We start from the raw sequence: 24,509 nt of genomic DNA on the forward strand, positions 1-24,509 counted from the left end.
GGGTGAGGTGGCAGGCCCCCATCCCAACCTTCCCCCGGCGGGGGAAGGGGCCAAACCCAAAGGGGCAGGGTTTGCCGGAGCGGGCCAGGGCAGCCCAGCAGGCGTTCAATTCAACCCCACAACGGCCAGACAGTGCCTCAGGCGCGGCGTGTGCCCGCTGACAGTACGCCTGTACGGCAAGGGCGCGCAACAAAGCATGAGGCGCTGTATGGCCGCCTCCACACGGGCCACTCTCCCCATCCAAAAAATCAGGCTTCGGGATTTTGAGGTGGTTTGCGTTCGGGCTTGGGGCGGGGGGGCTTGGTGGTGTGGATGAGATTGGTGGCCTTGCTCATATCCCCTTCAACCAGCTCCCGCCAGTATTTGAGGCTGTGGGCAATGCTGTCCTGAATCAGGTTCCACTGCTCCTGCGGCGGCTTCTTCAGCACCCAGCTGGCGACTTCACCCTTGTGGCCGGGGTGGCCTATGCCCACGCGCAGCCGCCAGTATTGGTCGCTGCCCAGCTGGGCATGGATGTCGCGCAGGCCGTTGTGGCCGCCATGGCTGCCGCCTTTTTTCAGCTTGGCCACGCCGGGCTCGAAGTCCAGCTCGTCATGCACCACCAGAATCTCTTCGGGCTGGATCTTGAAAAACCGTGCCAGCGTGCCCACCGATTTGCCGGACAGGTTCATGAATGTCTGGGGTTCCAGCAGCCACACGGTCTGGCCCAGTACATTGGTGCGCGCCATCAGGCCCCAGTAGCTGCGCTCGGGGTTGAGTTGCACCTTGAGTTCGCGTGCCAGGCCGTCAATCCACCAGAAGCCGGCATTGTGGCGGGTGTCCTCGTATTCGGGCCCCGGGTTGCCCAGGCCCACAAACAGTTTGATCATGGCGGTGATTATCCCGGTGGCGCTGCCATGCTGCAGGCGAGCGCCCAAAAACAAATGGCCCACACAAGGTGGGCCATATGAGGGCATAGCCCTTGCGGGCTATGCAGTGCCAGGCACAAGAATTACTTCTTGCCCTTCTTGGCGGGAGCTGCTGCGGGTGCAGGTGCTGCGTCAGCAGCAGGAGCCACTTCGGGCAGCTTGATGGACACCAGGGCGGGGTTCTTGTTGGAACCACGCACCACGGCCTTCACGCCGTGGGGCAGCTTCACAGTCTGCAGGCCAGGTGCAGCCTTGGAAGTCATGGTGCTCAGGTCCACGTTGATGAACTCGGGCAGGGCGGCGGGCATGCACACCACGTCCAGTTCGTGGATCAGGGGGGTCACGGTGCACTGCTCGCCCTTGACGGCGGGGGACTCTTCCACGCCCACGAAGTGCAGAGGCACCTTCAGGTGCACCTTGGTCTTGTCGTCCACGCGTTGGAAGTCCACGTGCAGCACCAGGGGCTTGTAGGGGTGGAATTGCACGTCGCGCAGAACGACCTTGGTTTCCTTGCCGTCCAGCTCCAGGTCCAGGATGGAGGAGTGGAAGACTTCCTTCTTCAGAGCGTGGAACAGGTTGTTGTGGTTCAGCTCGATCAGTTGGGCTTCAGCAGCACCACCGTAGATGATGCCGGGGGTGTTGCCCGAATTACGCAGGCGGCGGCTCGCACCCGTACCTTGCTTGGCGCGCGAAGTTGCGGCGAATTTCATAATGAACTCCAGATGGGGTGGACCGCGACCAGTCTCACCCTGTTGATAAAAAGACGGGCAGAAAGATTTTCTGACCCTGTCTTTGCTGTGCCCCGTAACACACACCAGCCTCCGCGAGGGAGGCTGTCATGGTTTCGGACCTGAAAGGGGCTTAGTCCGAGAAAAGGCTGCTCACCGAGTCACCCGTGGAAATGCGCTGAATGGTTTCAGCGAACAGGGGTGCGACGGAGAGTTGGCGGATCTTGCTGCAGGCCTGGGCATTGGCGTTGAGCGGAATGGTGTTGGTCACCACCACTTCGTCCAGTGCTTCGCCTTCGGTGATGCGCTGGATGGCCGGGCCCGAGAAGATGGGGTGTGTGCAATAGGCATACACCTTCTTGGCGCCGCGCTGCTTGAGCACTTCGGCCGCCTTCACCAGGGTGCCGGCGGTGTCGATCATGTCATCCATGATCACGCAGTTGCGACCATCGATGTCACCGATGACATGCATCACTTCGGACACATTGGCCTTGGGGCGGCGCTTGTCGATGATGGCCAGATCGCAGCCCAGCTGCTTGGCCAGTGCACGGGCGCGCACCACACCACCGACGTCAGGGGAGACGACGATCAGGTCTTCGTAGTTCTTCTGGCGCAGGTCGCCCAGCAGAACGGGAGAGGCGTAGATGTTGTCGACGGGAATGTCGAAAAAACCCTGGATCTGGTCGGCATGCAAGTCCATGGTCAGCACACGCGACACGCCAGCGGCTTGCAGCATATTGGCCACCAGCTTGGCTGTGATGGCCACACGGGTGGAGCGCACGCGGCGGTCCTGGCGGGCATAACCAAAGTAGGGGATGACGGCGCAGATGCTCTCGGCCGAAGCGCGCTTGAGCGCGTCGACCATCACCAGCAACTCCATCAGGTTGTCGTTGGTGGGGGCGCAAGTGGGCTGGACAACGAAGACGTCGCGGGTGCGGACGTTCTCCGCGATTTCGACCGTGACTTCACCATCGGAGAAACGACCAACATCGGCATCGCCCAGGGACGTGCCGAGATGTTTGGCGATCTCCATAGCCATGGGCTTGTTGGCGTTGCCCGTGAAGACCTTGAATTGGGAATGATTGGAGTGCATGTGCGTCCCAGCTAGGGGGTTACCTGTACGCAAAGAATATCTGGCAGGGGAGGAAGGACTCGAACCCTCGCATGCCGGAATCAAAATCCGGTGCCTTGACCAACTTGGCGACTCCCCTACACAGGTTGGCTGCCCCAACTAAAAGGCAGTCAACCGGTAGTTCTTTTATCTGCTATCCACTCTTTCAGCGGATGGCTCGGCAGATTCTCGCAAACTTTGATTGTCCAGTCGCACGGCTGCGTTACTGAAAAATCGGCTTGCTTTATTTGCGCAAACACTGCACTTCCTGAGCCCGTCATTCTAGCCTGTAAACCGAGCGAGGCGAGCCAGTTGCTGGCTTTTTCCACATCGGGGCACAGTGCTTGTGCAACGGGCTGCAAGTCGTTGTGACCAAAGTCAAAGTGATTTGCAGCAAAGTCTGCGATTGTAGCACGCTGTGTATCGCGCTTGAGAAGGGGCGAGGAAAAAATGCCCGGCGTGTCCAGTCCGGCATTGGGTTTGACCACCACAAAACGCGCGCGGGGCAAGGCCTGCAGGCCCTCTAGCGGCGTGATCTGCTCGCCTATGCCCTCCACCCAGGCATTGCTGCCACCAATGAAAAACGGCACGTCGGCACCCAGTTGCAGGCCAATGGTGGCGAGCTCGCTGCGGTCCAGCCCCAGGTTCCACAACCGGTTCAGGGCCAGCAGCGTGCTGGCCGCGTCCGAGGAGCCGCCGCCCATGCCGGCCTGGGAGGGGATGTGCTTGTCCAGGGCAATGTGCGCGCCCTGTGTGCAGCCGGTGGCGGCTTGCAGGGCCCTGGCCGCGCGCACGATCAAATCATCGGCCGGCAATGCCGGTGCCAGGGTATTCAGGTCCTGGCGGGTGATGCGGCCGTCCTGCGTCACTTCCAGGTGCAGGCTGTCATGCCAGTCGATCAGCATGAACACCGACTGCAGCAGGTGGTAACCATCGGCCCTGCGGCCGGTGATGTGCAAAAACAGATTGAGCTTGGCCGGTGCCGGCACATCGTAGAGCGCGCGCATGGGAAACAGAGGGAATGTGGAAAGACGAATCATCGGTCCAGCACCAGCCGCAGGCTGGCCTGGGGAGCAGGGCTGTGGCGCAGGGCCTGGAGACGGCCTTGCTCCCAGCGGCTCAGGTCCACATTCCAGCCCTGTGCCGCCTGGTCCTGGCCATGCAGCCAGGCAAAGAGGGCGGGAATGGGCAGGTCGGTGCCCAGGGTGTCGCGCACCAGCTCGTCCAGCGAGGCCGAGCTGCGGCTGTCATTGCCCTGCTGCAGGGTGGCACTGCCAGGCTGCCAGCTGAGCAAAGCCAGGCTGGAGCCCAGTGGGGAAAACAGTTGCAGGCTGCCGGCCTGGGGGCTGCCGCGCAGCTCGAAACTGGCGCTGAAGGAACGCTCTTGCGGCGCGACGGGACTGTCAGGCTGTATCTGCAAGGCCATGCGGCCGCTCCAGAATGGGACGGTGGCGCTGTCTGGGGCGGCCGAGCTGCGGGGTGCTGTGCTGCAGCCGGCCAGCCACAGGGTGGTGGCGGCCATGCCTGCGCACAGCAACTGGCGCCGTAGCCCGGGCGCCGGTGCGCGCTGGCTCACGGCTGGACTCCCAGGCGCTTCAAGGTCTCCAGCAAGGTCTCGTTGCCGGGTTCGCGGTCCAGGGCGCGCTTCCAGATGGCGCGGGCGCGTGTGGTCTGGCCTTGCTGCCACAGCACCTCGCCCAGATGGGCGCCAATTTCCACGTCATCGCGCAGACCGTAGGCATTTTCGAGCAGGGTCAGGGCCTGGGCGTTGTTGCCCAGCTTGAATTCCACCCAGCCCAGGCTGTCCATGATGTAGGGGTCCTTGGGGGACATTTCCAAGGCCTTCTGGATCAGGGCCTTGGCCTCATCCAGCCGTTCGTTGCGCTCCACCAGGGCATAGCCCAGGGCGTTGTAGGCGTGCTGGTAGTCGGGCTGGCGCTCGATGATGTCGCGCAGCAGGCGCTCAGCGGTGTCGAACTTGCCGGCTTTTTCGGCCAGCAGGGCCGTGTCGTAGGCGATGTCGTTGTCGTCCGGCGATTGATCCAGCAGCGTGCGTTGCAGCAGATAGGCCTCCTGCGGGGCATCGGCCTCGCGCAGCAGGCGCACCTCGGCACGGCGCTTGAGTCTTTCCTGTTCGGTGGTTTGCGTGGGCACGGCGCGGATCAGCGCTCTGGCCTGGGCCAGCTTGCCCTGGCGGGCCAGGATGGTGGCACGCAGGCTTTGCACGTTCAGGATGTTCTGGCCACCCGCAATCTTGTCCAGCCATTGGACGGCCGACTTTTCATCGCGCAGCTGCAGCGCGATATTGGCCTGCATCAGATAGGCCTGGTTCAGGCCTGCCTGGCGGACGCCGCTGTCGGGGACTTGCTCTGCCAGCGGAATGAATTGCTGCAGCGAGCGCTGGGCAGCCTCCAGCTCATTGTTTTGCAGCTGCAAGTCCGCCAATGCGATCCAGGCGTCGGTGAACTCAGGGTTCTCGTTGGTGAGTATGTCCAGCTGCTGGCGCGCTGTATCGCTGCGCCCATAGCCCATCAGCACCCGGGCGTAGGCCATGCGGATGGCGGCGGAGGGCTGGTGCTGCAGATAGGCCTGAACCTGGAATTCGGCCTCGGGCAGGCCGGCTTCCATCAGCTCCAGCGCCAGCAATGCCGTGGCGCCGCTTTCGGGCGAGATTTTGTGGGCCTGGCGCAGGGCATCCAGGGCCAGTGACTTCTGGCCAGCCGTGATGCGCAAATGGCCCACGGTGGCCCAGGCGGCTGCACCGGTCGTTGGGTTGCGCAGCTCCTTGGCCAGAGCCTGCTCCACCACGGCAGCGGCCAGGGCCTTGTCGGAGACGCGGCTGTAGAGCTGCGCAATGCCCAGGAAGGCCGCGGGCTTGCCGGCAGCCGGTGTGGAATTGATTTCCTGCTGCAGCGGCTGCACCGTGTCGGAGACGCGGTTCAGTGCTATCAGGATTTGCAGCACAAAGCGGTTGGCATCGCGTGAGCGGGGGAAGGCTTGCTTCCATTCCTGGGCTGCAGCCAGTGCGCGTTCGCCGTTGCGGGACTGCAGGGCCAGCTCGGCCACACGCTGGTAGAGCTGCTCGCTGTTGGCGCGGCGGGCTGCTTCTTGCATCAGGGCGATGGCATTGACCAGATCGCCTTGGCCGGAAGCCATTTCGCCCACCAGGATTTCGTAGAACAGCTCGGCGTTCAGCGCTTCCTTGGCATCGGTCTGGCGCGCGGCCTCGTCTACCGGCGGTGCATTCACATGCGCGGCCACCGGGGCGGACTGTGCATGGGCGGCCAGGGTGCCCATCAACAAGGCGCTGACCAGGGATAAGCGCAGGGAGCGGAAATGAAGCTGCATCAACCCATAATAATCCATGCCCATGCCGTCGCATGGCTCCCTTTGTTGTTCCCTTTGCTGTTCTTGTACGCATGCCTGAATTACCTGAGGTTGAAGTCACCCGCCGCAGCTTTGGCACAGCCATTGCCGGCGCCCGCATTCATGCCGTGACCCTGGGTAAACCCCTGCGCTGGCCCCTGGGCATTGCGCCCCAGGCGCTGGAGGGCCGTGTGGTGCAGCAGGTGGATCGGCGTGGCAAATACCTGCGGCTGTGGCTGGACCAGGGCATGGTGCTGCTGCATCTGGGCATGTCGGGCAGCCTGCGCTTTGACCAGGAACTGGGGCCGGCAGGCAAGCACGACCACTTTGATCTGCTGACCGACAAAGGCCATCTGCGCCTGCATGACCCGCGCCGTTTTGGTGCGGTGGTCTATGTCACGGGCGAGGACGATCCCCTGGCCCGCAAGCTGCTGGACGGCCTGGGCATGGAGCCGCTGGACCCCGCTTCCTTTGTCTGGGAGCGCTTTGCAGCTGGCCTGCAAGCCAGCCGCACGCCCATCAAACAGGTGCTGATGGGGGGCAAGCTGGTGGTGGGTGTGGGCAATATCTATGCGTCAGAGGTGTTGTTTCTGGCCCGTATCCACCCGGAAACACCGGCGCGCGATGTGAGCCCGCGCAAGGCCAAGCAGTTGTTTGCCGTGATCAGCGAAGTGCTGGCCCAGGCCGTGGAGCAGGGCGGCACGACGCTGCGTGACTTTTCCAATGCCCATGGCATGCCTGGGCATTTTCAGCTGCAGGCCCATGTGTATGGCCGGGGTGATTTGCCCTGTACTTCTTGCGGCCGGCCCATAAGGCTGCTGCGCCAAGGGCAGCGCAGCACCTATTACTGCGCCCACTGCCAGAAATAAATTGCTTTCTTGGATGGTGTCTCGTTTTGAGGCGGCCATACAGCGCTTGAGGCTTTGTTGCTCGCCCTTGCCGTAGATGACTACTGTCTGCGGGCGAGACGCCGCGCCTGAAGCGCCGTCTGGCCGTTGTGGGGTTTGCTGCAGTGCCCACTCCTCTTCAGACGCCCGCTCCGGCTGGCAGAAAGACCGGCTTCTCAAATAGCCTCTGGCTGAGAGTGGGGCAAGGCGCTGGCGCACAATCCCAGGCAGACCAAAACCAGCAGCGACCCATAGCGGTTGCTGCCTTATTCCAAGCACCCGCGTGACATCTTTGCCCCCGACTCTGGCCACTGCCGTGGTGCAGTGGCAGGCCAGCCATGGCCGCAACCACCTTCCCTGGCAGCAGATGCGCGATCCCTATCGCGTCTGGCTGTCCGAAATCATGCTGCAGCAAACCCAGGTCACCACGGTGCTGGGCTATTACGACCGCTTTCTGCAGCGCTTTCCCGATGTGGCCAGCCTGGCCGCAGCGGCGCAGGACGATGTGCTGGCGCTGTGGAGTGGGCTGGGCTATTACAGCCGGGCCCGCAATCTGCACAAATGTGCCCAGGCCGTGGTGAATGACTTTGGTGGAGCCTTTCCACGCAGCAGCGCGCTGCTGGCCACGTTGCCGGGCATTGGCCGCTCCACCGCAGCAGCGATTGCCAGCTTTTGCTTTGGCGAGCGTGCCGCGATTCTGGATGCCAATGTCAAGCGTGTGCTGACGCGGGCGCTGGCCTATGGCGAGGATTTGTCCCAGGCCAAAAATGAAAAAGCTCTGTGGCTCAAGGCCGAGGCTTTGCTGCCCACGCAGCAGTTGGAGGTGCAAATGCCGCGCTACACCCAGGGCCTGATGGACCTGGGCGCCACCGTCTGCCTGCCGCGCAAGCCCAACTGCCTGATCTGTCCGCTGCAGCCCCAATGCAAGGCCGCGGCCGCGGGCAATCCGCAGGACTATCCGGTCAAGACGCGCAAGACCAAGCGCAGCTCCGAAGCCTGGTGGCTGCTGATTGCGGTGGATGCACAGCAGTGCGTCTGGCTTGAACGCAGGCCCCAGCAGGGTATCTGGGCTGGCTTGTATAGCCCGGCCATCTTTGACGGCCGCACGGCACTGGAGCAGGCCGTGGCCCTGCAATGGCCATCGGCCGCAGCGGCCAATGAGCTGCCCGCGTTTTTGCATGTGCTGACGCACAAGGATTTGTTTCTCCACCCCGTGTTCGTTCCCGTGGGAACTGCCGCAGCGGCCGGGTCTGGCGAAGGCGGCCGCTGGGCCGGCGTGGCCGAATGGGCGGCCATGGGTCTGCCAGCACCCGTGCGCCGCTTGCTGGATGAAGAGCTGGGCGCATAAGCACTGGGTTTGCGGCGAGGACCACAGGCGCTTTGTGCCCAAGGCATAGGCCTTGCCAGCGCGGAACAAGCCAGGGCTTGCTGCATGAAAACCGGCAGGGCCTACAGGGCCTAACGTCGAAGGACGAGCAAGGGATCAGAATCGCCTTTTTGGTAGCAGCAAGGCGCAGCGCAGCAGCATCCATGCCTGCCATTGCTCCCTGGCACCGGGCTCTCGCCGAGCACGGCGGGTGGCGTCGATGATGTACAGGCGCAGATTGCGCAAGGCCTGTCGGTCACGGGTTTGTGTCGCCTGCAGCCAGACTTTTTCACAGCGCTGGCGCTCCAGCATGTGCTCGGTGCTCATGGTTGCGAAGCCTTGTCTGCAATGGATGCCTGGGCCGTTTTGGCTGCTTCGCCGCCAAACGCATACCAGTCCACCTTGCGTGTGCAGACCATGAGCAGGGCCAGTACCGCAAACAAGGCCAGAGCGCCCACGACCAGGGCGGTCTGTTCCAGTTGCAGCAGCACATACAGCAGGGCGTAGAGGGCGGCAATACCGGCTGCAAACGGCAGGCCCAGCCTGAAGCTGCCCAGGATGTGGCTGGCGTAATAGGCCAGCAGGACAACGCAGGCCACGGCGGCCGCGGCGTAGGCGCTGGCAAAGCCCAGATGCTCGGAGAGGCTGATCAGCAGCAGGAAAAAGCTGCACAGCGCCGAACCTACGAACAGGTATTGCACCGGGTGCACACGCAGTTTTTTGAGCACTTCAAACATGGCAACGGCCACAAAAGTCAGCACCACGAACAGCAAGCCATATTTGGTGGCACGGTCGCTGAGTGAATAGAGGTTGACGGGATCCACAAAATCCGTGGTCAGGGTTTCCAGACAGCCTGAAGGAGCCACACTGTCGTAATAAGAATCCTGGTCACGGCCGGCAGGGCAAAGCTGAGTTTGCTGCTGAAAGGCCTGCCTGGCCGAGGAGGCCAGGGCCGAGAGATTCCAGCTGGCGCTAAAGCCTTGCTCGCTGATCTCGCGGCGTGTGGGCAAAAAGCTGCCGCCAAACGAGGGGTGGGGCCAGTCGGACGAGAGACTGACCTGGCTTTGGCTGCCCAGTGGCACAAAGGCCAGGCGCTCCGTCCCCACAAGCTCCAGCTGTACGGACAGCTCCAGGGGCTTGCCTTTCTTGAGCAATGCCAGGGGCAGTGCTGCGCTGACTCCTTGGGTGTAGCGCTCAAGCCCGGTGCCAGGCTCGGCCGTCAGCTCTTTTTGGTCTGCAAGAATGCGTGCGCTGCGCACGCCACGGGCATCGCTCAGGGCCAGAGCAATCTTCAAGGGCTCGCAGCTCACGCGGGTGGAGGCGCTGGCCTTGCCAGCTGTGACGGGCTCCAGATACTCGTCGGCATTGGCGAAGCTGGCGCTGATGCTGTCCTTGAGCACATAGCCGTTGACTTTGTGCAGTCCACGCGCGAGCTCCTCCATATGGGCGGATGCCTCATGGCGCAGCGTATCGGGCTGCAGCATGCGCTGGAAATTTTCGGTGCTGGTCTCGATTTTCTTGCCGTTTTGCACACTGGTGTATCGGGTACAGGCTTGCACCAGCACCGGCCCCATCAGCGTTTGCGGGCCCGCCAGGCTTGCGACCACGCTTTGCACTGCATGGTCGCGGTTGCGTATGCGGTCTTGCACCACGTCCTGGATTTGGTACAAGCCCAGCATCAAAAGGACCAGCATGACAAACAGGGCCAGGCCTTTACTCAGCAATCGGTTCTTCATTTTCCGTCTTCCGGCTATTGATCAGGCCAGCAGTTTCGGCAGAGCTTGTGCGCGGGGGATGAAGTCTGTGAAGTGAAAGTGAAGCCCCCTGAAGCGCTGTGCGCCTTCCCCCTCTCTCGCGTCGGGGGAGGGAGGCGACAGCCTCGCGGCGGGATGGCCCTTGCTCGCTGTCCCTGGCTCGGGGCGCGCCAGTTTCTTGCGCTGTGGCCTTGGCTTTATGCGCTGCGCCTCTGGCCCCAGCGCAGCGTCACGCAAAGTCCGGGTTCGCTGTTGCGGGCTTGCATGCTGCCGCCGTGCAGGGCCATGATGCGCGCAACAATGGACAGGCCAAGCCCTGTGCCGCTGCGTTCGCCTCCGGGCCTGGGTGTGGTGAAAAAGCGCTGGCCCAGCCGGCCCAAAAGGCTTGCTGGTACGCCAGGGCCTTGGTCGCGCACACTGATGCCCGAGGGGGACAGCTCCACAAAAATACGGCTGCCCCGGGGTGAGAAATCCAGGGCGTTTTGCAGCAGATTGCTGATGGCCAGCACGACGAGGCCAGCCTCCCATGGGCCTTGGCTGTCCTCGCCGCTGAGCTCGAACGCTATGCCGCATTGCTCTGCCGCGCTCGCAAGCTGTGCCATGGCCTGCTCGGCGCTCTCGCGCAGGCTGCATAGGCCCTGGGTCTGCAGCTGCTGGCGCTGTTCCAGGCGGCTGAGCTGCAGCAACTGGTCCACGAGATTTTGCAGTCTCTGGCATTGGTCCACGACCTGGCGCGCAAACAGCTGGCGGTCCGGCTCGGGCAGGTCTTCCTGCAGCAGCTCGCCCGCGCCGCGTATGGCGGCCACGGGGCTTTTGAGCTCGTGGGTCAGGGCGCGTACATAGCCTTCTATGTAGTCGCGCCCTTCAAGGCGGCGGCGCATGTTTTCCATGGCCAGTGCCAGCTCACCGAGCTCGCCCGGCATATCGGGAACCTGGGGTGAAGCTGGGGCCGCTGTGGGCAGGGCTTCCTCCTGCAAGGTTGGGGCCTGGACCTGCTGGGCATAGCTGCGCAAGCGCCGCACATGGAGCACCAGCCACCAGGTGACGGCAAAGCCCACGCCGGCCGACAGCAGTAAAAACAGCAGCCCGCCGCGCAGCATCTTGCGTTCGGCACTGTCCACAATTTTCTGCACCGAGCGCGCGGGCTTGGAGGTGGTGAGCACGCCGATGATGCGACCGTCGTCGACGATGGGGGCGGAGACATACATGACGCTGCTGGCTTCGTCATTGGCGATGTTGCGCGTGGTGCGCGCCCCGTATTCGCCGCGCAAGGTGAGGTGGACGTCGCGCCAGCGCGCGTAATCGGCGCCCACATCGCTGCCTGCCGAGTCGAACAGCACACGCCCTTTTTCATTGGTGACCGTGACGCGCAGATCCAGGCTGGCCTTGCGTGTGTCCCAGATCCAGACCTTGACGGGCTGCCCCGTATAGCTTTGCAGCTGGCGCGCAAAAAGGCTGTGGGCAGGATCTTGGACCAGGGTGCCGCTGGCGAGCTCCGGGGCGGCAAGGGCTGCGAGCGCGTAGGAGGTCTCGACCAGGGTGTCCTCGGTGACCTTGCGCACGCTGGGCTTGATCTCGACCATGAAGACGCGCAGCACAAAGAAGGCGGCCAGGCCATTGATGACGAAAAAGGCAAAAAACAGTCGCAGGCCCAGGCGCATGGTGAAGCCCGGTTATAGCGGCAGCTGCAGGCTATAGCCCATGCCGCGGTGCGTGGTGATGAAGTCCTGCCCGCTGGCCTGTGTCCTGAGCTTGGCGCGCAGGGTTTTGACATGGGTGTCCACGGTGCGGTCCGTGCTGTCGCTGTCCTGGCCCCAGATGTTTGCCAGCAGGAAATCGCGGCTCAGTATGCGGTCGGGCCGTGCCAGCATGCATGCCAGCAACTGGTATTCACGCCGCGTCAAATCCAGCACCCTGCCTTGCATGCGTATGCGTTGGCCAGGCTCATCCAGCTCGAACCAGGCGGTGCTGGCTGCGGGCGCCTCCTGGCTGGCGGCGGCTTGCAGGCGCTGTACGCGGCGCAGCAGGGCACGGGTGCGCGCGACGAGTTCACGCGGGCTGAAGGGTTTGCTCAGATAGTCGTCTGCGCCCAGTTCCAGGCCCAGCACGCGGTCCATTTCCTCGCCGCGCGCGCTGAGCACCAGAATCGGCGCATGGACGCCGGCCGCGCGCAGCTCGCGGCACCAGTCCAGGCCGTTGCCGTCGGGTAGGCCCACATCGAGCAGCAGGGCATCAAAGCGCCGCGACTTCCACTGTGCATATGCATCGTCCAGCCGCAGGCAATGGCTGGCGGCAATCCCATCACGCGCCAGTGCATAGCAAACGGTGCGGGCTATGGCGGGGTCGTCTTCGACGAGCAGTACCTGGGGACCTTGGGGGCTGGTGGCGGCTTGCATGGCGCTGAGGGCGAGCTTGGATGCGTTATCAAAAAGGGGCTGTTTGCGCAGGTTTTCAGAGTGCTTACATCCCGTCGGAGGAGGGAGTCCAGCAGGCTGGGTTTGCCGGAGCGGGCCAGCGAAGCGTAGCTAGCGCCTAATTTCACCCCACAACGGCCAGACCGCACTTCAGGCGCGGCGCCTTGCCCGCAGGCAGTACGCCTGTACGACCAGGGCGAGCAACAAAGTATGAAGTGCGGTATGGCCGTCTCAAAACGAAGAAGCCAACCAAGCCGCAGAAGGCAGAAGTTCAATGCCGGCGCTGGTCCATTTCGCGGTGACGGCGCAGCGTGGTCCACTGGCCCAGATAGTGATTGGCCAACTGCTCCACCAGATACACCGATCGATGCTGCCCCCCGGTGCAGCCAATGGCCACCGTCACATAGCTGCGGTGGTTCTGGTTGAGCACATCCAGCCAGTGGTCCAGAAACTCGATGATGTGGGCCTGCATGCGCTGCACATCCGGGGACTGGCGCAGATAGTCAATCACCGGCTGGTCCATGCCCGTTAGCGGTCGCAGCTCCAGCTCGTAATAGGGGTTGGGCAGCATGCGCACGTCAAACACATAGTCGGCATCTACCGGCAGGGCATGTTTGAAGCCAAAGGACTGAAAGACCAGCGTCATCTGCCCCGGTGGCACGGAGATCAGGCTTTTCACATAGCTTTGCAGCTGGGCCGAGCGCAGATTGCTGGTGTCGATGACATGCGAGCGTTCGCGCAGCGGTGCCAGCAGTTCATGCTCGGACTCTATGGTTTGCACCAGGGCCAGCCGGGCGCCATCGCTGCTTTCGCTGGACAGCGGGTGGCGGCGGCGGGTTTCGGAAAAACGGCGCACCAGCGTGCCAATGGAGGCATCCAGAAAGATGGAGTGCAGCACCACGCCCTGGGCCTTGAGGGCGTTGAGCTGATCGGGCAGCTGCGGCAGGCCTCGGGGGCTGCGGGCGTCCATGGCCACCGCCACCTTGTGGCCATAGCGGCTGTGATCGAGCTTTGCAAAGTCGCTCAGCAGCTCGGGCGGCAGATTGTCCACGCAGTAGTAGCCGGCGTCTTCCAGCGCATGCAGGGCCACGGATTTGCCGGAGCCGGACATGCCGGTGATGAGCACGAGTTCCAGGGCCATGGCGGTGAATTTCTCCTTGTGGTGGGCCAATAGGGGATGCCGCGGACTGCAGCGTGCGGTCAGGGGCTGCCGGCCTGGGCCAGCATTTCGCGTGCATGGGCCAAGGTGGTGGCAGACAGGCGTTCGCCGCCCAGCATGCGGGCGACTTCCTGTTCTCGCTCAGTATCGCGCACCGGCGTCACCGAGCTGGTGGTGCAGGTCTTGTCGCGCCGTTTGGACACCACGTAGTGCTGGTCGGCGCAGGCAGCGACCTGGGGCAAGTGGGTGACGGCCAGCACCTGGCGGTCGCGGCCCAGGGCCCGCATCAGCTTGCCCACGGTTTCGGCCACGGCGCCACCCACGCCCGAATCCACCTCGTCAAAAATCAGGGTGCCGGCCTGGCCCAGCTGGCTGGTGGTGACGGCAATCGCCAGCGACAGGCGCGAGAGCTCGCCGCCCGAGGCCACCTTGCCAATCGGCCGGGGCGTGGCGCCGGGGTGGCCGGCCACCAGGAATTGCACCGCGTCCATGCCGCTGGCGCTGGGTTCTTCCAGTTTGTCCAGTTGCACGGCAAATCTGCCGCCCTGCATGCCCAGGCCCTGCATGGCCTGGGTGATGGCGCGCGACAGCTTGGGCGCGGCCTTGGTGCGCTGGCGCGAGAGCTCGCGCGCGGCGGCCTGGTAGGCCTCATGGGCTTGCTGTTCACGCTGGCGCAGGCGGGCCACATCCTCCACGGCGTCCAGCTGGCGCAGCTCGTCGCGCCAACCTTGCAGCAGACCGGGCAGTTCTTCGGGTGAGCGCTTGTAGCGGCGCGCTAGTTGCATCCACAGGGTCAGGCGGCCATCCAGTTCGGCCAGGCGCTCGGGGTCCAGCTCGGTGCGGCGCAGATAGCTGTGCAGGCTGTGTCTGGCGTCGCTGACCTGGGCCAGACTGGAAGCCAGAACATCGGCAATCGCTTGAAATTCGGGCTCCAGATGCTCTTGATTTTGCAGCGTGCTGTGGGCGCGGGTCAGCGGGCCGGAGATGCCGGTTTCATCGTCTTCCAGCAGATACAGCGCGCTTTGCGCGGTTTCGAGCAGGCTTTGGGCGTGAGACAGGCGCGTGTGCTGGGTGTTGAGCTCGTCCCATTCCTCTGCGCCGGGGCTCAGCTTGTCCAGCTCGCCAATCTGCCACTGCAGGCGTTCGCGCTCGCGCTGCAGCGTGTCCTGGGCGGCCAGCGCATGTTCCAGCTCCTGGTGGGCACTGCGCCATTGGCTCCAGCAGGTGCGCAGGGCCTGGGTGTCGGTGCCGGCATAGGCGTCTAGCAGGGCGCGCACGGCATCGGGCCGGGTCAGGCTTTGCCAGGCATGCTGGCCGTGTATGTCCAGCAGCAGATCGCCCAGATGGCGTAGCTGGGTGGCCGTGGCGGGTGCGCCATTGATCCAGGCGCGGCTGCGGCCCTGGGTGTCGATCACGCGGCGCAGCAGCAACAGGTCTTCGCGTGCAAAGCCACCTTCTTCCAGCCAGGCTGCCAGGTGGGTGGGGCAGTCGAATTCGGCGGTGATATCGGCCTGGGTCTGGCCCTCGCGAACCACGCCGACATCGGCGCGGCTGCCCAGGACCAGTTGCAGGGCGTCAATCAAGATGGACTTGCCGGCACCGGTCTCGCCAGTGAGCACGGTGAAGCCGGTGTGCAGGTCCAGGTCCAACGACTGCACGATGACAAAGTCGCGCAGCGCAATGCGTCGCAGGGCCATGGTTCAGGTGCCCCCTTCGTTCCAGCCCAGTTTCTTGCGCAGCGTGGCGTAGTAGTTCCAGCCCGTGGGGTGCAAAAAGCGTATGCCATGCTGGGCGCGGCGTACATAGATGCGGTCGCCGTGGCGCAGCGAGGCCAGGGACTGCATGTCAAAATTGGCGCTGATGTCGCGCCCACCCACCACTTCGATCATGACCTCGCCCTGATCGGACAGCACGATGGGGCGGTTGGACAGGGTGTGGGGCGCAATCGGTGCCATCACCCAGGCGCCCACGGAAGGGTGGAGCAGTGGGCCGCCGGCCGAGAGCGCATAGGCTGTGGAGCCCGTGGGGCTGGCCACGATCAGGCCGTCGGCGCGCTGGTTGGAGACAAAGCGCCCGTCGACCTCGACACGCAACTCCACCATGCCCGAGGTGCTGCCGCGGTTGACCACCACATCGTTCATGGCCAGGGCCTCGAACACGCAGGTGTCGCCGCGCATGACGCGGGCTTCGATCAGCGGGCGGGGGTCTTCCTCGTACTCGCCCTCCAGCATGGCCTGCAGCGTGGGCAGCAGGTTTTCATCCATGGGGATGTCGGTGACAAAGCCCAGCCGCCCCTGGTTGATGCCAATCAGCGGCGTGCCATAGCGCGACAGATGCCGGCTGACACCCAGCATGGTGCCGTCGCCTCCCATGACCAGGGCCAGGTCGCAGGCCAGGCCCAGGGCATCCACATCCAGACTGCGGTAGGCTGCGGGCTGACCCATCTGCAAGGCGGTCTCGGCCTCCACAATCACTTCACAGCCCTGGGTGCTTAAAAAGGCGGCAATGTCTTCCAGCGCCTGGCGCGGGCAATCCTGGGGAGTACCTGTCGCAGAAGGGGCGCGGTACTTGCCGATGAGGGCCACATGGCGAAACTTGGACGTCATGAGGGAAATTACATCATTAAAATCATTCCATGCTCGATGAACGTGCCAAGTTGTTGTTGAAAGCGCTGGTCGAGCGCTACATTGCCGACGGCCAGCCGGTCGGTTCGCGTACGCTGTCGCGCGCCTGCGGCCTGGAACTCTCGCCAGCGACCATCCGCAATGTGATGTCCGACCTGGAAGAGTTCGGCCTGATCGTCAGCCCCCACACCTCGGCCGGCCGTGTGCCCACGGCCAAGGGCTATCGCTTGTTTGTGGACACCATGCTCACCGTCAGCCGCGACATGCTGCCGGCGCCCGAGCTGGCACCCGAGCAGCCGCAAAAAGTGATAGCCAACGCGGCGAATATGCTTTCCAGCCTGTCGCAGTTTGTGGGTGTGGTGATGGCGCCACGGCGCAGCTCGGTGTTCAAACACATCGAGTTCGTCAAACTGTCCGAGCGGCGGGTGCTGGTCATCATCGTCTCGCCCGAAGGCGATGTGCAAAACCGCGTCATCTTCACCGACCATGATTTCTCCGGCACCCAACTGCTGGAAGCCTCCAACTACCTGAACGCCCACTACGCGGGCCTGGCCATCGAGCAGGTGCGCGAGCGCCTGCAGACCGAGGTTGAGCGCCTGCGCAGCGAGGTGACCGATCTGATGCAGGCCGCCGTGAACGTCAGCGCAGAGGCCATGAACCCACAGCCGCAGGAGCAGGTCATCATCTCCGGCGAACGCAATCTGCTGGCCGTGAGCGATTTCTCCAGCGATATGGGCAATCTGCGCAAGGCTTTCGATTTGTTCGAGCAGAAAACGCAAATCCTGCGTCTGCTGGACTTTTCCAGCCAGGCCGAAGGCGTGCGCATCTTCATCGGTGGTGAAAGCCAGGTCGTGCCCTTTGAGGAGCTGTCCGTGGTCAGCGCGCCTTATGAGGTTGACGGTCAGATCGTGGGCACCCTGGGCGTGATCGGCCCCACGCGCATGCACTACGACCGGATGATCCAGATTGTGGACATCACCTCCAAGCTGGTCACCAATGCCTTGAACACCCGGCGTTGAGCGTGCGCGCACGCGATCTGATCGCCAGGCGCCGTAAGTGCCCTCTAAGCCGTTACAATGCACGCGCCCTGCCTTGTGCAGGGCTGGCAAGGGGCGTTAGCTCAGTTGGTTAGAGCAGGGGACTCATAATCCCTTGGTCGTCGGTTCAAGTCCGCCACGCCCTACCAATGAATTCAACGGGTTACGAGTAGTCGTAACCCGTTTTTTTTTGTGGTTGTTCCCGCCTTTTCCTAGCCAAAACGTGCAATTGGAACTATGGTGCCGACCTTTCGCGGTTTGAGGGGCGCATGCAGGCCTCTGTAGATGGCGGAAATTGTCCTGTGCTTTTTGTGTGACCACTTACTGCCAATCTTTTGAAAAGTCAAAGAGGAAATTGTTAAATTGTTTTTCTCTTGATATTTTTTTTCTATATTGTTTCTCCTCGTTTCTAAATTAATTGTGGTTTTCTTAGATTAGTATCTGTCTGTGTCTACGCAGAAGCTGTGTTTCACAAGAGCACATCTTTGTAAGCCTTTTAGGGCTTTGGCACTGGATTGAAAAAGTTTTTCAATCCATTTAGTGAAAGAGAAGTTCGACCATGAAAAAATCATTTGTCAGCCTGGCTATCCTTGCCGTCTTTTTTGCAGCTGGCGTTCAAGCAGCTCCCGCAGTGGGTGCTATGGGTGCGATTTCTTTTGAGGGCAGCATCACCGTGGATGCCTGCCAGGTGAGCAGCGGCGGTGCAACCTCTTCGGGTGCAGACATGCTCGTGTCCATGGGGCCGCACTCGGCTGAGACCTTGGGCACGGAAGCCAATCCGGCGATTTCTGCCGGCAAGCTGAGCACCATTGCCAAGAACATCGATCTGAACGTCGAGTGCACCCAGGGCACCAAGGTTTCGCTCTCGTTGAAGCCTTCCAGGGTGGTGGGCAAGGGCGTTGGGGTGAATGGAACGGCACAGGGTGTGCAGATCATGCTGATGAACGGCAGCGATATCCTGGACTTCAGCCAGGGAGATACGGTGACCCTGGGGGCGACCTCGGGCAGCAACATCAGCATTCCGCTGAAGGCCTACTACACCCTGCAAGCTGGTAAGGCAACTTCGGATGCCAAGGCTGGCACGGCGAGTGCTCTGGTGGCCTACACCCTGTCCTACGAGTAACGCAGGTTGACCTTGGTGGAGTATTAAGCTGTTGCCAAGGTTGTATACAAGGCAAGCAATATTTATTGCTTGCCTCTATTTTTTGAAAATAAAATATTATTCAGTAAATTATTTTCAAAGGTTGATATTTTTATTTTTGGATTCAATGGGTTTTAAAATTTTTTCAATTCATACCTGATATCGAAAGGTGTTGATGAGTTGTAAAAACTCACCCGTTTGATATTTATGGTCAATGTCTTTTCGGAATTTCATAATCCGATTTGTGCATAGATACCGCAAGCCACAAGCATTTAAATGCGTTTTCCTATTTTCTATGCCCAGTCAGGATGCCGCTATAGACCCGCTACTGAATAAGTAGCGGGTTTTGCTTTATAGATGCGCGCAAGAGGGGGATTTGAGTGGAGAGCGCTCCGTGGGCTCCGGGTTGCCTGGGGGCTGGGTGCCGTCCATGGTCTGCCAATCGTCGCCCCACAGCTCGCTGGGGTGGGGTGTGCGGTCGGAGCCGTTGCCGCAGCGCAGGTCGGTGGCGGGGCAGTACAGGTCGCAGCCCCAGCACAGGCGCTCTGGATGGGCTGGGACTGCAGGGAATTTCTTGGCCATGGTGTCGCTCGTTGCATGGGAGGTATGCCCAGTCAGTATGCGGCAGTGCAGGAAGGGGCTGTCTGGGTCGTGGCGTGCATTCCGTCCTGGCTTGGCCTGCATCAAAAACAAAGCGCCCGAGCTGCGGGGCAGTTCGGGCGCTTGGTGGACTCCATTCTGCAAGTGGCCGCAGGATGGAGTGTGCAGGGTGTGTGAGCCGCCTTTTAGCTTGCGCTCAGTGCGCCAGGCATGGTCAGCTTGTCGGCCACCAGCAGTTGTTGCAGCTGGGCCTGGCTCATCACGCCCAGCTCTTCGGCGACCGCGCCGATGGACTTGCCGCTGGCGATGGCGGCCTTGGCGATCTGGGCGGACTTCTCGTAACCAATCAGCGGGTTCAGCGCGGTCACCAAGGTCACTGAGCTGGCGATGCGCTCGTCCAGCACGCGCTGGTTGGCGACGATGCCTTCCACGCAGTTGACTTGCAGCGTCTTGCAGGCATGGGCCAGGTGGTGCAGGCTTTTGTGCAGGGCCCAGGCCATCAGTGGCTCAAAGGCGTTGAGCTGCAGCTGACCGCCTTCGGCAGCCATGGTGATGGCCACGTCGTTGCCGATCACTTCAAAGCAAACCTGGTTCATCACTTCCGGGATCACCGGGTTGACCTTGCCGGGCATGATGGACGAGCCGGCCTGGCGTGCAGGCAGCTGGATGTCGCCCACACCGGCCTGGGGGCCGGAAGACAGCAAGCGCAGGTCGTTGCTGATCTTGGAGAGCTTGACGGCGATGCGCTTCAAAATGCCGGAGATGTCGGCAAACGCGCCGGTATCGCAGGTGGCGGCGATCATGTCGGCGGCCTTGACCACGGGCACGCCCGAGAATTCCGCCAGCTTGGGCACGACCACGTCGACATAGCCCACGGGGGCGTTCAGGCCGGTGCCGATGGCAGTGCCGCCCATATTGATGTCGCACATCAGCACGGCAGATTCGCGCAGGCGCTTCTCGTCATCGGCAATCATGGAGACAAAGGCGGTGAACTCCTGACCCAGGGTCATGGGCACGGCGTCCTGCAGCTGGGTGCGGCCGATTTTGAGTACATCCTTGAATTCCGTGGCCTTTTCCTGGAAGGCGCCACGCAGTGCTGCCAATGCGGCCAGCAGCTCCTGAATGCCAAACCAGGTGGCCAGCTTGACGGCCGTGGGGTAGGAGTCGTTGGTGGACTGGGAAGCGTTGACATGGTCGTTGGGGTGGATCACGTCATAGCGACCCTTGGCCAGACCCAGATGCTCCAGCGCACGGTTGGCGATCACCTCGTTGGCGTTCATATTGGTCGAGGTGCCGGCGCCGCCCTGGATCACGTCCACCACAAACTGCTCATGCAACTGGCCAGCGGCTAGGTCGTCGCAGGCCTTGGAGATGGCCTCGGTCTGCTGGGCGTTGATGGCGCCCATGGCCAGGTTGGCGTGGGCGGCAGCCTTTTTCACAAAGGCGTAGGCGCGGATCAGCTGGGGCATCTGTGCCACGCTGTGGCCGGTGATGGGAAAGTTCTCCACCGCACGGGCGGAGTGAACCCCCCAGTAGGCGTGGTCGGGGATGTCCTTGGAACCTAAAAAGTCGCTTTCTTGGCGCATGGTGAGCAATTGGCTGAAAAAAGAAAAAGGGGCAGACCCGGCGGCTGGGGCCGGGGGCCACGCGGGATGCGGGGTCCAGACGTGGCAAAGCCCGATTTGCAGGCACCAAAACGGTGCGTATCCAAGCCGGGCCGTTGGGCTGAATTATGCTCAAAACAAATGAGAAGCCAAATTTTGCTGCATATCGTTCGCAGTGTCGCACTATTTTGGTGCGATATTGTGTCTGAGTTTGACGTTGCAGAAAGCCGCGCTCAGCCGCATGGCGCAAGGCTTTGCGGCTTTGGAGGGGAAAAGCGGAAGGGGTTTGGGCGGCTTTTGTGCCCATGGGGCGATCTGGCGGCAGCGCTGTGCTTTCGCATGGCCTTGGTGGTCTTGTGGCTGCGCGGTGGGCAGAGTGCCTTGCAGTCAAGTCCCTCATGGCCTCCATGTCTTTGGAGGGCGGCGACGAGATGTGGACAAAAGGCGGTAAAAACAAAAAAGCCCACAGGATGTGGGCTTTTTTGCGGTGCATGCACCAATTGGTTGCGAGGGCTGGATTTGAACCAACGACCTTTGGGTTATGAGCCCAACGAGCTACCAGACTGCTCCACCTCGCGGTAATTTGATTGACTGGTTTCTGATGCTTGTGGTGCCCGGGGCCGGAATCGAACCGGCACGCCTTGCGGCGGCGGATTTTGAGTCCGCTGCGTCTACCAATTCCACCACCCGGGCTGGCATCAGAGAGGCTGGATTATGGCACATTTATGGACATGAAAACGTATCCTTCGATTGAAAGCGTCATCGGCAATACGCCTCTGGTGGCGCTGCAGCGTATCAACGCTGCTGCACATGCAGCGCAAGGCAATGTGGTGTTGGGCAAGCTGGAGGGCAACAACCCTGCGGGCTCCGTCAAGGACCGCCCGGCTGTGTCCATGATCCAGCGGGCCCAGGAGCGCGGTGAAATCAAGCCTGGCGACACGCTGATCGAGGCCACCTCCGGCAACACCGGCATTGCACTGGCCATGGCGGCTGCCATCAAGGGCTATCGCATGGTCTTGATCATGCCGGAGGACTTGTCCATAGAGCGTGCCCAGACCATGAAGGCCTATGGCGCCGAGCTCATCCTCACGCCCAAGAGCGGCGGCATGGAATACGCCCGTGACCTGGCCGACCAGATGGTGGCCCAGGGCAAGGGTGTGGTGCTGGACCAGTTTGCCAATGCCGACAACCCGCGCGCCCATTACGAAGCCACAGGGCCCGAGCTGTGGGAGCAGACCGGGGGCGAGATCACCCACTTTGTCAGCGCCATGGGCACCACCGGCACCATCACCGGCGTGGCCCAGTTCCTCAAGGAAAAGAACCCGAATGTGAAGATCATCGGCGCCCAGCCGTCCGAAGGCTCGCGCATTCCTGGCATCCGCAAATGGCCCGAGGAATATCTGCCCAAGATCTACGACGCCAGCCTGGTCGACGAGCTGGTCTATGTGAGCCAGGACGATGCCGAGGACATGGCCCGCCGCATGGCGCGCGAGGAAGGCATTTTTGCCGGTATCTCCGCGGCCGGTGCCTGCTGGGTGGCCCAGCAGATTGCAGCGCGCGAGCAAAACGCCACCATCGTGTTTGTGGTGTGCGACCGTGGCGACCGCTATCTGTCCACGGGGGTCTTCCCCGCGTAAGCTGGCTACCCCCTGAGGCGCTGGCGCGCCTTCCCCCAAGGGGGACGACACCAGCGCGGCGGGGCGGCCCTTGCGCGGTGTCCCTGGCGGGGGGCGTGCCGGTTTTATGCCGCGTGGGCTTGAATGAGTCATCAGAAGAGCGCAAAGACCTCCATGGGCACGCCATGCATGTTCCAAGGGGGCACCGCCTGCTCTTGCTGGGGTCGAGAAGATTTGATGGAGAGCCTCAATGGCGTTTGAAGTTCGTTTTTGCAGCAATTGCGCCACCGAGTTGCAGTGGATTACCGAGGCAGAGGACAGCGGCGATGTCAGCCGGCTGCGTTGCCCGACCTGTGGCTTTACCCACTGGGGCAATCCCACGCCGGTGCTGGCGGCGGTGGTGGAAAACGACCGTGGTGAGGCCCTGCTGGCGCGCAATGCGCTGTGGCAGGAAGGGGTGTTTGGCCTCATCACCGGCTTTATGGAAGCGGGCGAATCGCCCGAGGCCGGCATCTGCCGCGAGGTGATGGAAGAAACCGGGCTGCGTGCCAAGGGCTTGCGCTTGCTGGGCAGCTGGGAGTTTCTGCGCATGAACCAGGTGCTGATTGCCTACCATGTGCGTGTGGAGGGTGAAGTGCGGCTTTCGCCCGAGCTGCTGGAGTACCGCTGGGTCACACCCGAGGCGGCGCGTTGCTGGCCTTCCGGCACCGGCTATGCGCTGGCCCACTGGGTGCAGAGCAAGGGCCTGGCGCCGCAGTTCGGTGCTTTTCGGCCTGGCCAAAGTCCCGAGCCCGATCCGGCCAAATGGCCGCTGCAGTTCTGGAGCGAAGACCCGCGCTTTTTGCAACCCCCGCAGCTGGACTGATGCCGCACTGAAGTTGTGTGGTGTGCGTACCGCTGCCACCAGCAAGGCTGCTGCAGCTTTTCTACAATCACACCATGCAGATTGACCAAGAAATCGACACCCGCGGCCTGAATTGCCCGCTGCCCATTCTCAAAGCCAAGAAGGCGCTGGCGGGCATGGAAAGCGGCCAGCTGCTGAAAGTGGTGGCCACGGACACCGGTTCCACGCGCGACTTTCAGGCCTTTGCCAAGCAGACCGGCAACGAGCTGGTGCACCAGGAAACCGTGGGCGACGAATTCATCCACGTGCTGCGCCGCCGTTAAAAACCATAGCTGTCACAGCGCAAAAGGCCTGCAACTGCAGGCCTTTTGTATTCAAAACGCAATAGATAAGCGCGTCAGATGCTCAGGTTTTTGAGGTAGTCGCGAAAGCTCGCGCCCACTTGGGGGTGCTGCAAGGCCAGCTCCACCGTGGCTTCCAGAAAGCCTTCTTTGCTGCCGCAGTCATAGCGCTTGCCGCTGTACTGAAAGGCGTAGACGGCCTCGTTGGCCATGAGGCGTTCGATGGCATCGGTGAGCTGGATCTCGCCGCCCACGCCCGTGGGCTGGTTGCGGATCTCGTCAAAAATGGCCGGGGTCAGCACATAGCGGCCGGCCACGCCCATGCGGGACGGGGCCTTCTCGGGCGCGGGCTTTTCCACGATCTCGTCGATGCGCATCAGCGGGCCACCAGCGGGCTCGCCCTTGACGATGCCGTAGCGCTTGGTGTGCTCCAGCGGCACCTCTTGCACGGCCAGCAGCGAGCGGCCTTGCTTTTGGAAGGCCGCCGTCATCTGCGCCATCACGCCGGGGCCACCGGCATCGCCGCGCATCAGGTCGTCGGCCAGGATCACGGCAAAGGGCTCGTTGCCCACCAGGGGCGCGGCGCAGAGCACGGCATGGCCCAGGCCCAGCGAGCGGTGCTGGCGCACAAAGGCGCAGTTCATATCGGCCGGGCTGATGCTGCGCACCAGCTCCAGCATCTCCTGCTTGCCGGCCTGCTCCAGCTCGTTTTCCAGCTCGTAGGCGGTGTCGAAATGGTCTTCGATGGCGCGCTTGCTGCGGCCGGTGACAAAGATCATGTCGCGTATGCCGGCCTCATAGGCCTCTTCCACGGCGTACTGGATCAGGGGCTTGTCCACCACCGGCAGCATCTCTTTGGGAGAGGCCTTGGTGGCGGGCAGAAAACGGGTGCCCAGACCGGCGACGGGAAAGACGGCCTTTTTGACGCGCGTTTGGTTGCTCATGCAGATTCCTTGCTTCAAATCCTAGAGGCACCGCCTCCCCTTTGCAGGGGAAGCGGCGCAGCCGC

23 protein-coding genes and 4 tRNA genes are annotated in these 24,509 nt (G+C 62.5%); 8 read left to right on the plus strand and 19 right to left on the minus strand.

Translation table 11 applies throughout. From position 1 onward, the window contains the following. Positions 1–248: 248 nt before the first annotated feature. The 7 genes from pth to ACA027_RS04500 all read right to left on the minus strand — a co-directional run bounded on the left by pth (position 249) and on the right by ACA027_RS04500 (position 6,095). Entirely contained in the window at positions 249–869 is a 621-nt protein-coding gene (pth, locus tag ACA027_RS04470; protein ID WP_370681202.1) for an aminoacyl-tRNA hydrolase, read from the minus strand. Between the two features lie 122 nt (positions 870–991). Then, positions 992–1,618 (minus strand): 50S ribosomal protein L25/general stress protein Ctc, encoded by a 627-nt coding sequence (locus tag ACA027_RS04475; protein ID WP_370681203.1) that lies wholly within the window; start codon positions 1,616–1,618, stop codon positions 992–994. A 151-nt stretch (positions 1,619–1,769) separates the two neighbouring features. Beyond that, positions 1,770–2,729, minus strand: a complete 960-nt coding sequence (locus ACA027_RS04480; RefSeq protein ID WP_370681204.1) for a ribose-phosphate pyrophosphokinase — start codon at positions 2,727–2,729, stop codon at positions 1,770–1,772. A 41-nt stretch (positions 2,730–2,770) separates the two neighbouring features. Then, positions 2,771–2,847: transfer RNA gene (locus tag ACA027_RS04485), tRNA-Gln, on the minus strand. A 31-nt stretch (positions 2,848–2,878) separates the two neighbouring features. After that, positions 2,879–3,754, minus strand: coding sequence for a 4-(cytidine 5'-diphospho)-2-C-methyl-D-erythritol kinase (ispE, locus tag ACA027_RS04490; protein ID WP_370681205.1), 876 nt, complete (start codon positions 3,752–3,754; stop codon positions 2,879–2,881). Positions 3,755–3,783: 29 nt separating this feature from the next. After that, positions 3,784–4,323: a lipoprotein insertase outer membrane protein LolB gene (locus tag ACA027_RS04495; RefSeq protein ID WP_370681206.1), complete on the minus strand. Its 540-nt coding sequence runs from the start codon at positions 4,321–4,323 to the stop codon at positions 3,784–3,786. Further along, positions 4,320–6,095, minus strand: a complete 1,776-nt coding sequence (locus tag ACA027_RS04500) for a tetratricopeptide repeat protein (RefSeq protein WP_370681207.1) — start codon at positions 6,093–6,095, stop codon at positions 4,320–4,322. The genes ACA027_RS04495 and ACA027_RS04500 overlap by 4 nt, the downstream gene beginning before the upstream one ends. A 71-nt stretch (positions 6,096–6,166) precedes the next feature. Here ACA027_RS04500 and mutM point away from each other — a divergent pair, with 71 nt between their 5' ends. Both mutM and mutY read left to right on the plus strand, forming a co-directional pair. Next, a complete protein-coding gene (gene mutM / locus ACA027_RS04505; RefSeq protein ID WP_370681208.1) occupies positions 6,167–6,982 on the plus strand; it encodes a bifunctional DNA-formamidopyrimidine glycosylase/DNA-(apurinic or apyrimidinic site) lyase in 816 nt (271 codons plus the stop codon). 301 nt (positions 6,983–7,283) lie between these two features. Next, on the plus strand, positions 7,284–8,348 hold the full coding sequence (mutY, locus tag ACA027_RS04510; RefSeq protein ID WP_370681209.1) for an A/G-specific adenine glycosylase: 1,065 nt from the start codon (positions 7,284–7,286) through the stop codon (positions 8,346–8,348). 135 nt (positions 8,349–8,483) lie between these two features. Here the strand turns inward: mutY and ACA027_RS04515 are convergent, their stop codons facing one another. The 7 genes from ACA027_RS04515 to ACA027_RS04545 form a co-directional block, all read right to left on the minus strand. Beyond that, positions 8,484–8,693 carry a hypothetical protein gene (locus ACA027_RS04515; protein ID WP_370681210.1) on the minus strand — a complete coding sequence of 70 codons (210 nt, stop codon included), beginning with the start codon at positions 8,691–8,693 and terminating at the stop codon, positions 8,484–8,486. Beyond that, positions 8,690–10,102 (minus strand): cell envelope integrity protein CreD, encoded by a 1,413-nt coding sequence (creD, locus tag ACA027_RS04520; protein WP_370681211.1) that lies wholly within the window; start codon positions 10,100–10,102, stop codon positions 8,690–8,692. The genes ACA027_RS04515 and creD overlap by 4 nt, the downstream gene beginning before the upstream one ends. Before the next feature lie 215 nt (positions 10,103–10,317). Next, positions 10,318–11,781 carry a two-component system sensor histidine kinase CreC gene (gene creC, locus ACA027_RS04525; RefSeq protein WP_370681213.1) on the minus strand — a complete coding sequence of 488 codons (1,464 nt, stop codon included), beginning with the start codon at positions 11,779–11,781 and terminating at the stop codon, positions 10,318–10,320. A 12-nt stretch (positions 11,782–11,793) separates the two neighbouring features. Beyond that, complete coding sequence (gene creB, locus ACA027_RS04530) at positions 11,794–12,516, minus strand: two-component system response regulator CreB (protein ID WP_370681214.1); 723 nt, start codon at positions 12,514–12,516, stop codon at positions 11,794–11,796. 289 nt (positions 12,517–12,805) lie between these two features. Then, entirely contained in the window at positions 12,806–13,675 is an 870-nt protein-coding gene (rapZ, locus tag ACA027_RS04535; protein ID WP_370681215.1) for an RNase adapter RapZ, read from the minus strand. 59 nt (positions 13,676–13,734) lie between these two features. Continuing rightward, positions 13,735–15,390 (minus strand): DNA repair protein RecN, encoded by a 1,656-nt coding sequence (recN, locus tag ACA027_RS04540; RefSeq protein ID WP_370681216.1) that lies wholly within the window; start codon positions 15,388–15,390, stop codon positions 13,735–13,737. Positions 15,391–15,393: 3 nt separating this feature from the next. Beyond that, entirely contained in the window at positions 15,394–16,299 is a 906-nt protein-coding gene (locus tag ACA027_RS04545; RefSeq protein ID WP_370681217.1) for an NAD kinase, read from the minus strand. Between the two features lie 29 nt (positions 16,300–16,328). Here ACA027_RS04545 and hrcA point away from each other — a divergent pair, with 29 nt between their 5' ends. The 3 genes from hrcA to ACA027_RS04560 all read left to right on the plus strand — a co-directional run bounded on the left by hrcA (position 16,329) and on the right by ACA027_RS04560 (position 18,477). Beyond that, the gene (gene hrcA / locus ACA027_RS04550; protein WP_370681218.1) at positions 16,329–17,336 is read left to right on the plus strand and encodes a heat-inducible transcriptional repressor HrcA; all 1,008 of its coding nucleotides are present in this window, start codon (positions 16,329–16,331) and stop codon (positions 17,334–17,336) included. A gap of 90 nt (positions 17,337–17,426) precedes the next feature. Further along, positions 17,427–17,503 (plus strand) — tRNA-Ile (locus tag ACA027_RS04555). A 491-nt stretch (positions 17,504–17,994) separates the two neighbouring features. Beyond that, entirely contained in the window at positions 17,995–18,477 is a 483-nt protein-coding gene (locus ACA027_RS04560; RefSeq protein ID WP_370681219.1) for a fimbrial protein, read from the plus strand. A gap of 369 nt (positions 18,478–18,846) precedes the next feature. Here ACA027_RS04560 and ACA027_RS04565 read toward each other — a convergent pair whose 3' ends face one another. From ACA027_RS04565 to ACA027_RS04580, 4 genes are all read right to left on the minus strand, one after another. Next, a complete protein-coding gene (locus ACA027_RS04565) occupies positions 18,847–19,077 on the minus strand; it encodes a DUF3079 domain-containing protein (protein ID WP_370681220.1) in 231 nt (76 codons plus the stop codon). Positions 19,078–19,280: 203 nt separating this feature from the next. Further along, the gene (locus ACA027_RS04570; protein ID WP_370681221.1) at positions 19,281–20,681 is read right to left on the minus strand and encodes an aspartate ammonia-lyase; all 1,401 of its coding nucleotides are present in this window, start codon (positions 20,679–20,681) and stop codon (positions 19,281–19,283) included. Positions 20,682–21,200: 519 nt separating this feature from the next. Then, positions 21,201–21,277: transfer RNA gene (locus tag ACA027_RS04575), tRNA-Met, on the minus strand. 30 nt (positions 21,278–21,307) lie between these two features. Next, positions 21,308–21,392, minus strand: a tRNA-Leu gene (locus ACA027_RS04580). A 38-nt stretch (positions 21,393–21,430) separates the two neighbouring features. On the opposite strand from ACA027_RS04580, the gene cysM reads away from it, so the two are divergent. From cysM to ACA027_RS04595, 3 genes are all read left to right on the plus strand, one after another. Then, a complete protein-coding gene (gene cysM / locus ACA027_RS04585; RefSeq protein WP_370681222.1) occupies positions 21,431–22,336 on the plus strand; it encodes a cysteine synthase CysM in 906 nt (301 codons plus the stop codon). Between the two features lie 229 nt (positions 22,337–22,565). Beyond that, positions 22,566–23,180 (plus strand): NUDIX domain-containing protein, encoded by a 615-nt coding sequence (locus tag ACA027_RS04590; protein ID WP_370681223.1) that lies wholly within the window; start codon positions 22,566–22,568, stop codon positions 23,178–23,180. Positions 23,181–23,254: 74 nt separating this feature from the next. Beyond that, complete coding sequence (locus tag ACA027_RS04595) at positions 23,255–23,482, plus strand: sulfurtransferase TusA family protein (protein WP_370681224.1); 228 nt, start codon at positions 23,255–23,257, stop codon at positions 23,480–23,482. Positions 23,483–23,556: 74 nt separating this feature from the next. On the opposite strand, the gene galU is transcribed toward ACA027_RS04595, so the two are convergent. Beyond that, positions 23,557–24,444, minus strand: coding sequence for a UTP--glucose-1-phosphate uridylyltransferase GalU (gene galU / locus ACA027_RS04600; protein WP_370681225.1), 888 nt, complete (start codon positions 24,442–24,444; stop codon positions 23,557–23,559). Positions 24,445–24,509 lie beyond the last annotated feature (65 nt).

Source organism: Comamonas sp. GB3 AK4-5 (assembly GCF_041320665.1).
Classification (GTDB): domain Bacteria; phylum Pseudomonadota; class Gammaproteobacteria; order Burkholderiales; family Burkholderiaceae_C; genus Comamonas.

Bases quoted from the DNA above. Each gene is read 5' to 3' on its own strand.
- cysM (WP_370681222.1), top strand. From the start codon at position 21,431: ATGAAAACGTATCCTTCGATTGAAAGCGTCATCGGCAATACGCCTCTG.
- hrcA (WP_370681218.1), top strand. From the start codon at position 16,329: ATGCTCGATGAACGTGCCAAGTTGTTGTTGAAAGCGCTGGTCGAGCGC.
- ACA027_RS04565 (WP_370681220.1), bottom strand. From the start codon at position 19,077: ATGGCCAAGAAATTCCCTGCAGTCCCAGCCCATCCAGAGCGCCTGTGC.
- pth (WP_370681202.1), bottom strand. From the start codon at position 869: ATGATCAAACTGTTTGTGGGCCTGGGCAACCCGGGGCCCGAATACGAG.
- ACA027_RS04570 (WP_370681221.1), bottom strand. From the start codon at position 20,681: ATGCGCCAAGAAAGCGACTTTTTAGGTTCCAAGGACATCCCCGACCAC.
- ACA027_RS04475 (WP_370681203.1), bottom strand. From the start codon at position 1,618: ATGAAATTCGCCGCAACTTCGCGCGCCAAGCAAGGTACGGGTGCGAGC.
- ACA027_RS04480 (WP_370681204.1), bottom strand. From the start codon at position 2,729: ATGCACTCCAATCATTCCCAATTCAAGGTCTTCACGGGCAACGCCAAC.
- creC (WP_370681213.1), bottom strand. From the start codon at position 11,781: ATGCGCCTGGGCCTGCGACTGTTTTTTGCCTTTTTCGTCATCAATGGC.
- ispE (WP_370681205.1), bottom strand. From the start codon at position 3,754: ATGCGCGCGCTCTACGATGTGCCGGCACCGGCCAAGCTCAATCTGTTT.
- recN (WP_370681216.1), bottom strand. From the start codon at position 15,390: ATGGCCCTGCGACGCATTGCGCTGCGCGACTTTGTCATCGTGCAGTCG.
- ACA027_RS04595 (WP_370681224.1), top strand. From the start codon at position 23,255: ATGCAGATTGACCAAGAAATCGACACCCGCGGCCTGAATTGCCCGCTG.
- ACA027_RS04560 (WP_370681219.1), top strand. From the start codon at position 17,995: ATGGGTGCGATTTCTTTTGAGGGCAGCATCACCGTGGATGCCTGCCAG.
- creB (WP_370681214.1), bottom strand. From the start codon at position 12,516: ATGCAAGCCGCCACCAGCCCCCAAGGTCCCCAGGTACTGCTCGTCGAA.
- ACA027_RS04515 (WP_370681210.1), bottom strand. From the start codon at position 8,693: ATGAGCACCGAGCACATGCTGGAGCGCCAGCGCTGTGAAAAAGTCTGG.
- ACA027_RS04590 (WP_370681223.1), top strand. From the start codon at position 22,566: ATGGCGTTTGAAGTTCGTTTTTGCAGCAATTGCGCCACCGAGTTGCAG.
- ACA027_RS04545 (WP_370681217.1), bottom strand. From the start codon at position 16,299: ATGACGTCCAAGTTTCGCCATGTGGCCCTCATCGGCAAGTACCGCGCC.
- ACA027_RS04500 (WP_370681207.1), bottom strand. From the start codon at position 6,095: ATGCAGCTTCATTTCCGCTCCCTGCGCTTATCCCTGGTCAGCGCCTTG.
- creD (WP_370681211.1), bottom strand. From the start codon at position 10,102: ATGAAGAACCGATTGCTGAGTAAAGGCCTGGCCCTGTTTGTCATGCTG.
- rapZ (WP_370681215.1), bottom strand. From the start codon at position 13,675: ATGGCCCTGGAACTCGTGCTCATCACCGGCATGTCCGGCTCCGGCAAA.
- mutM (WP_370681208.1), top strand. From the start codon at position 6,167: ATGCCTGAATTACCTGAGGTTGAAGTCACCCGCCGCAGCTTTGGCACA.
- galU (WP_370681225.1), bottom strand. From the start codon at position 24,444: ATGAGCAACCAAACGCGCGTCAAAAAGGCCGTCTTTCCCGTCGCCGGT.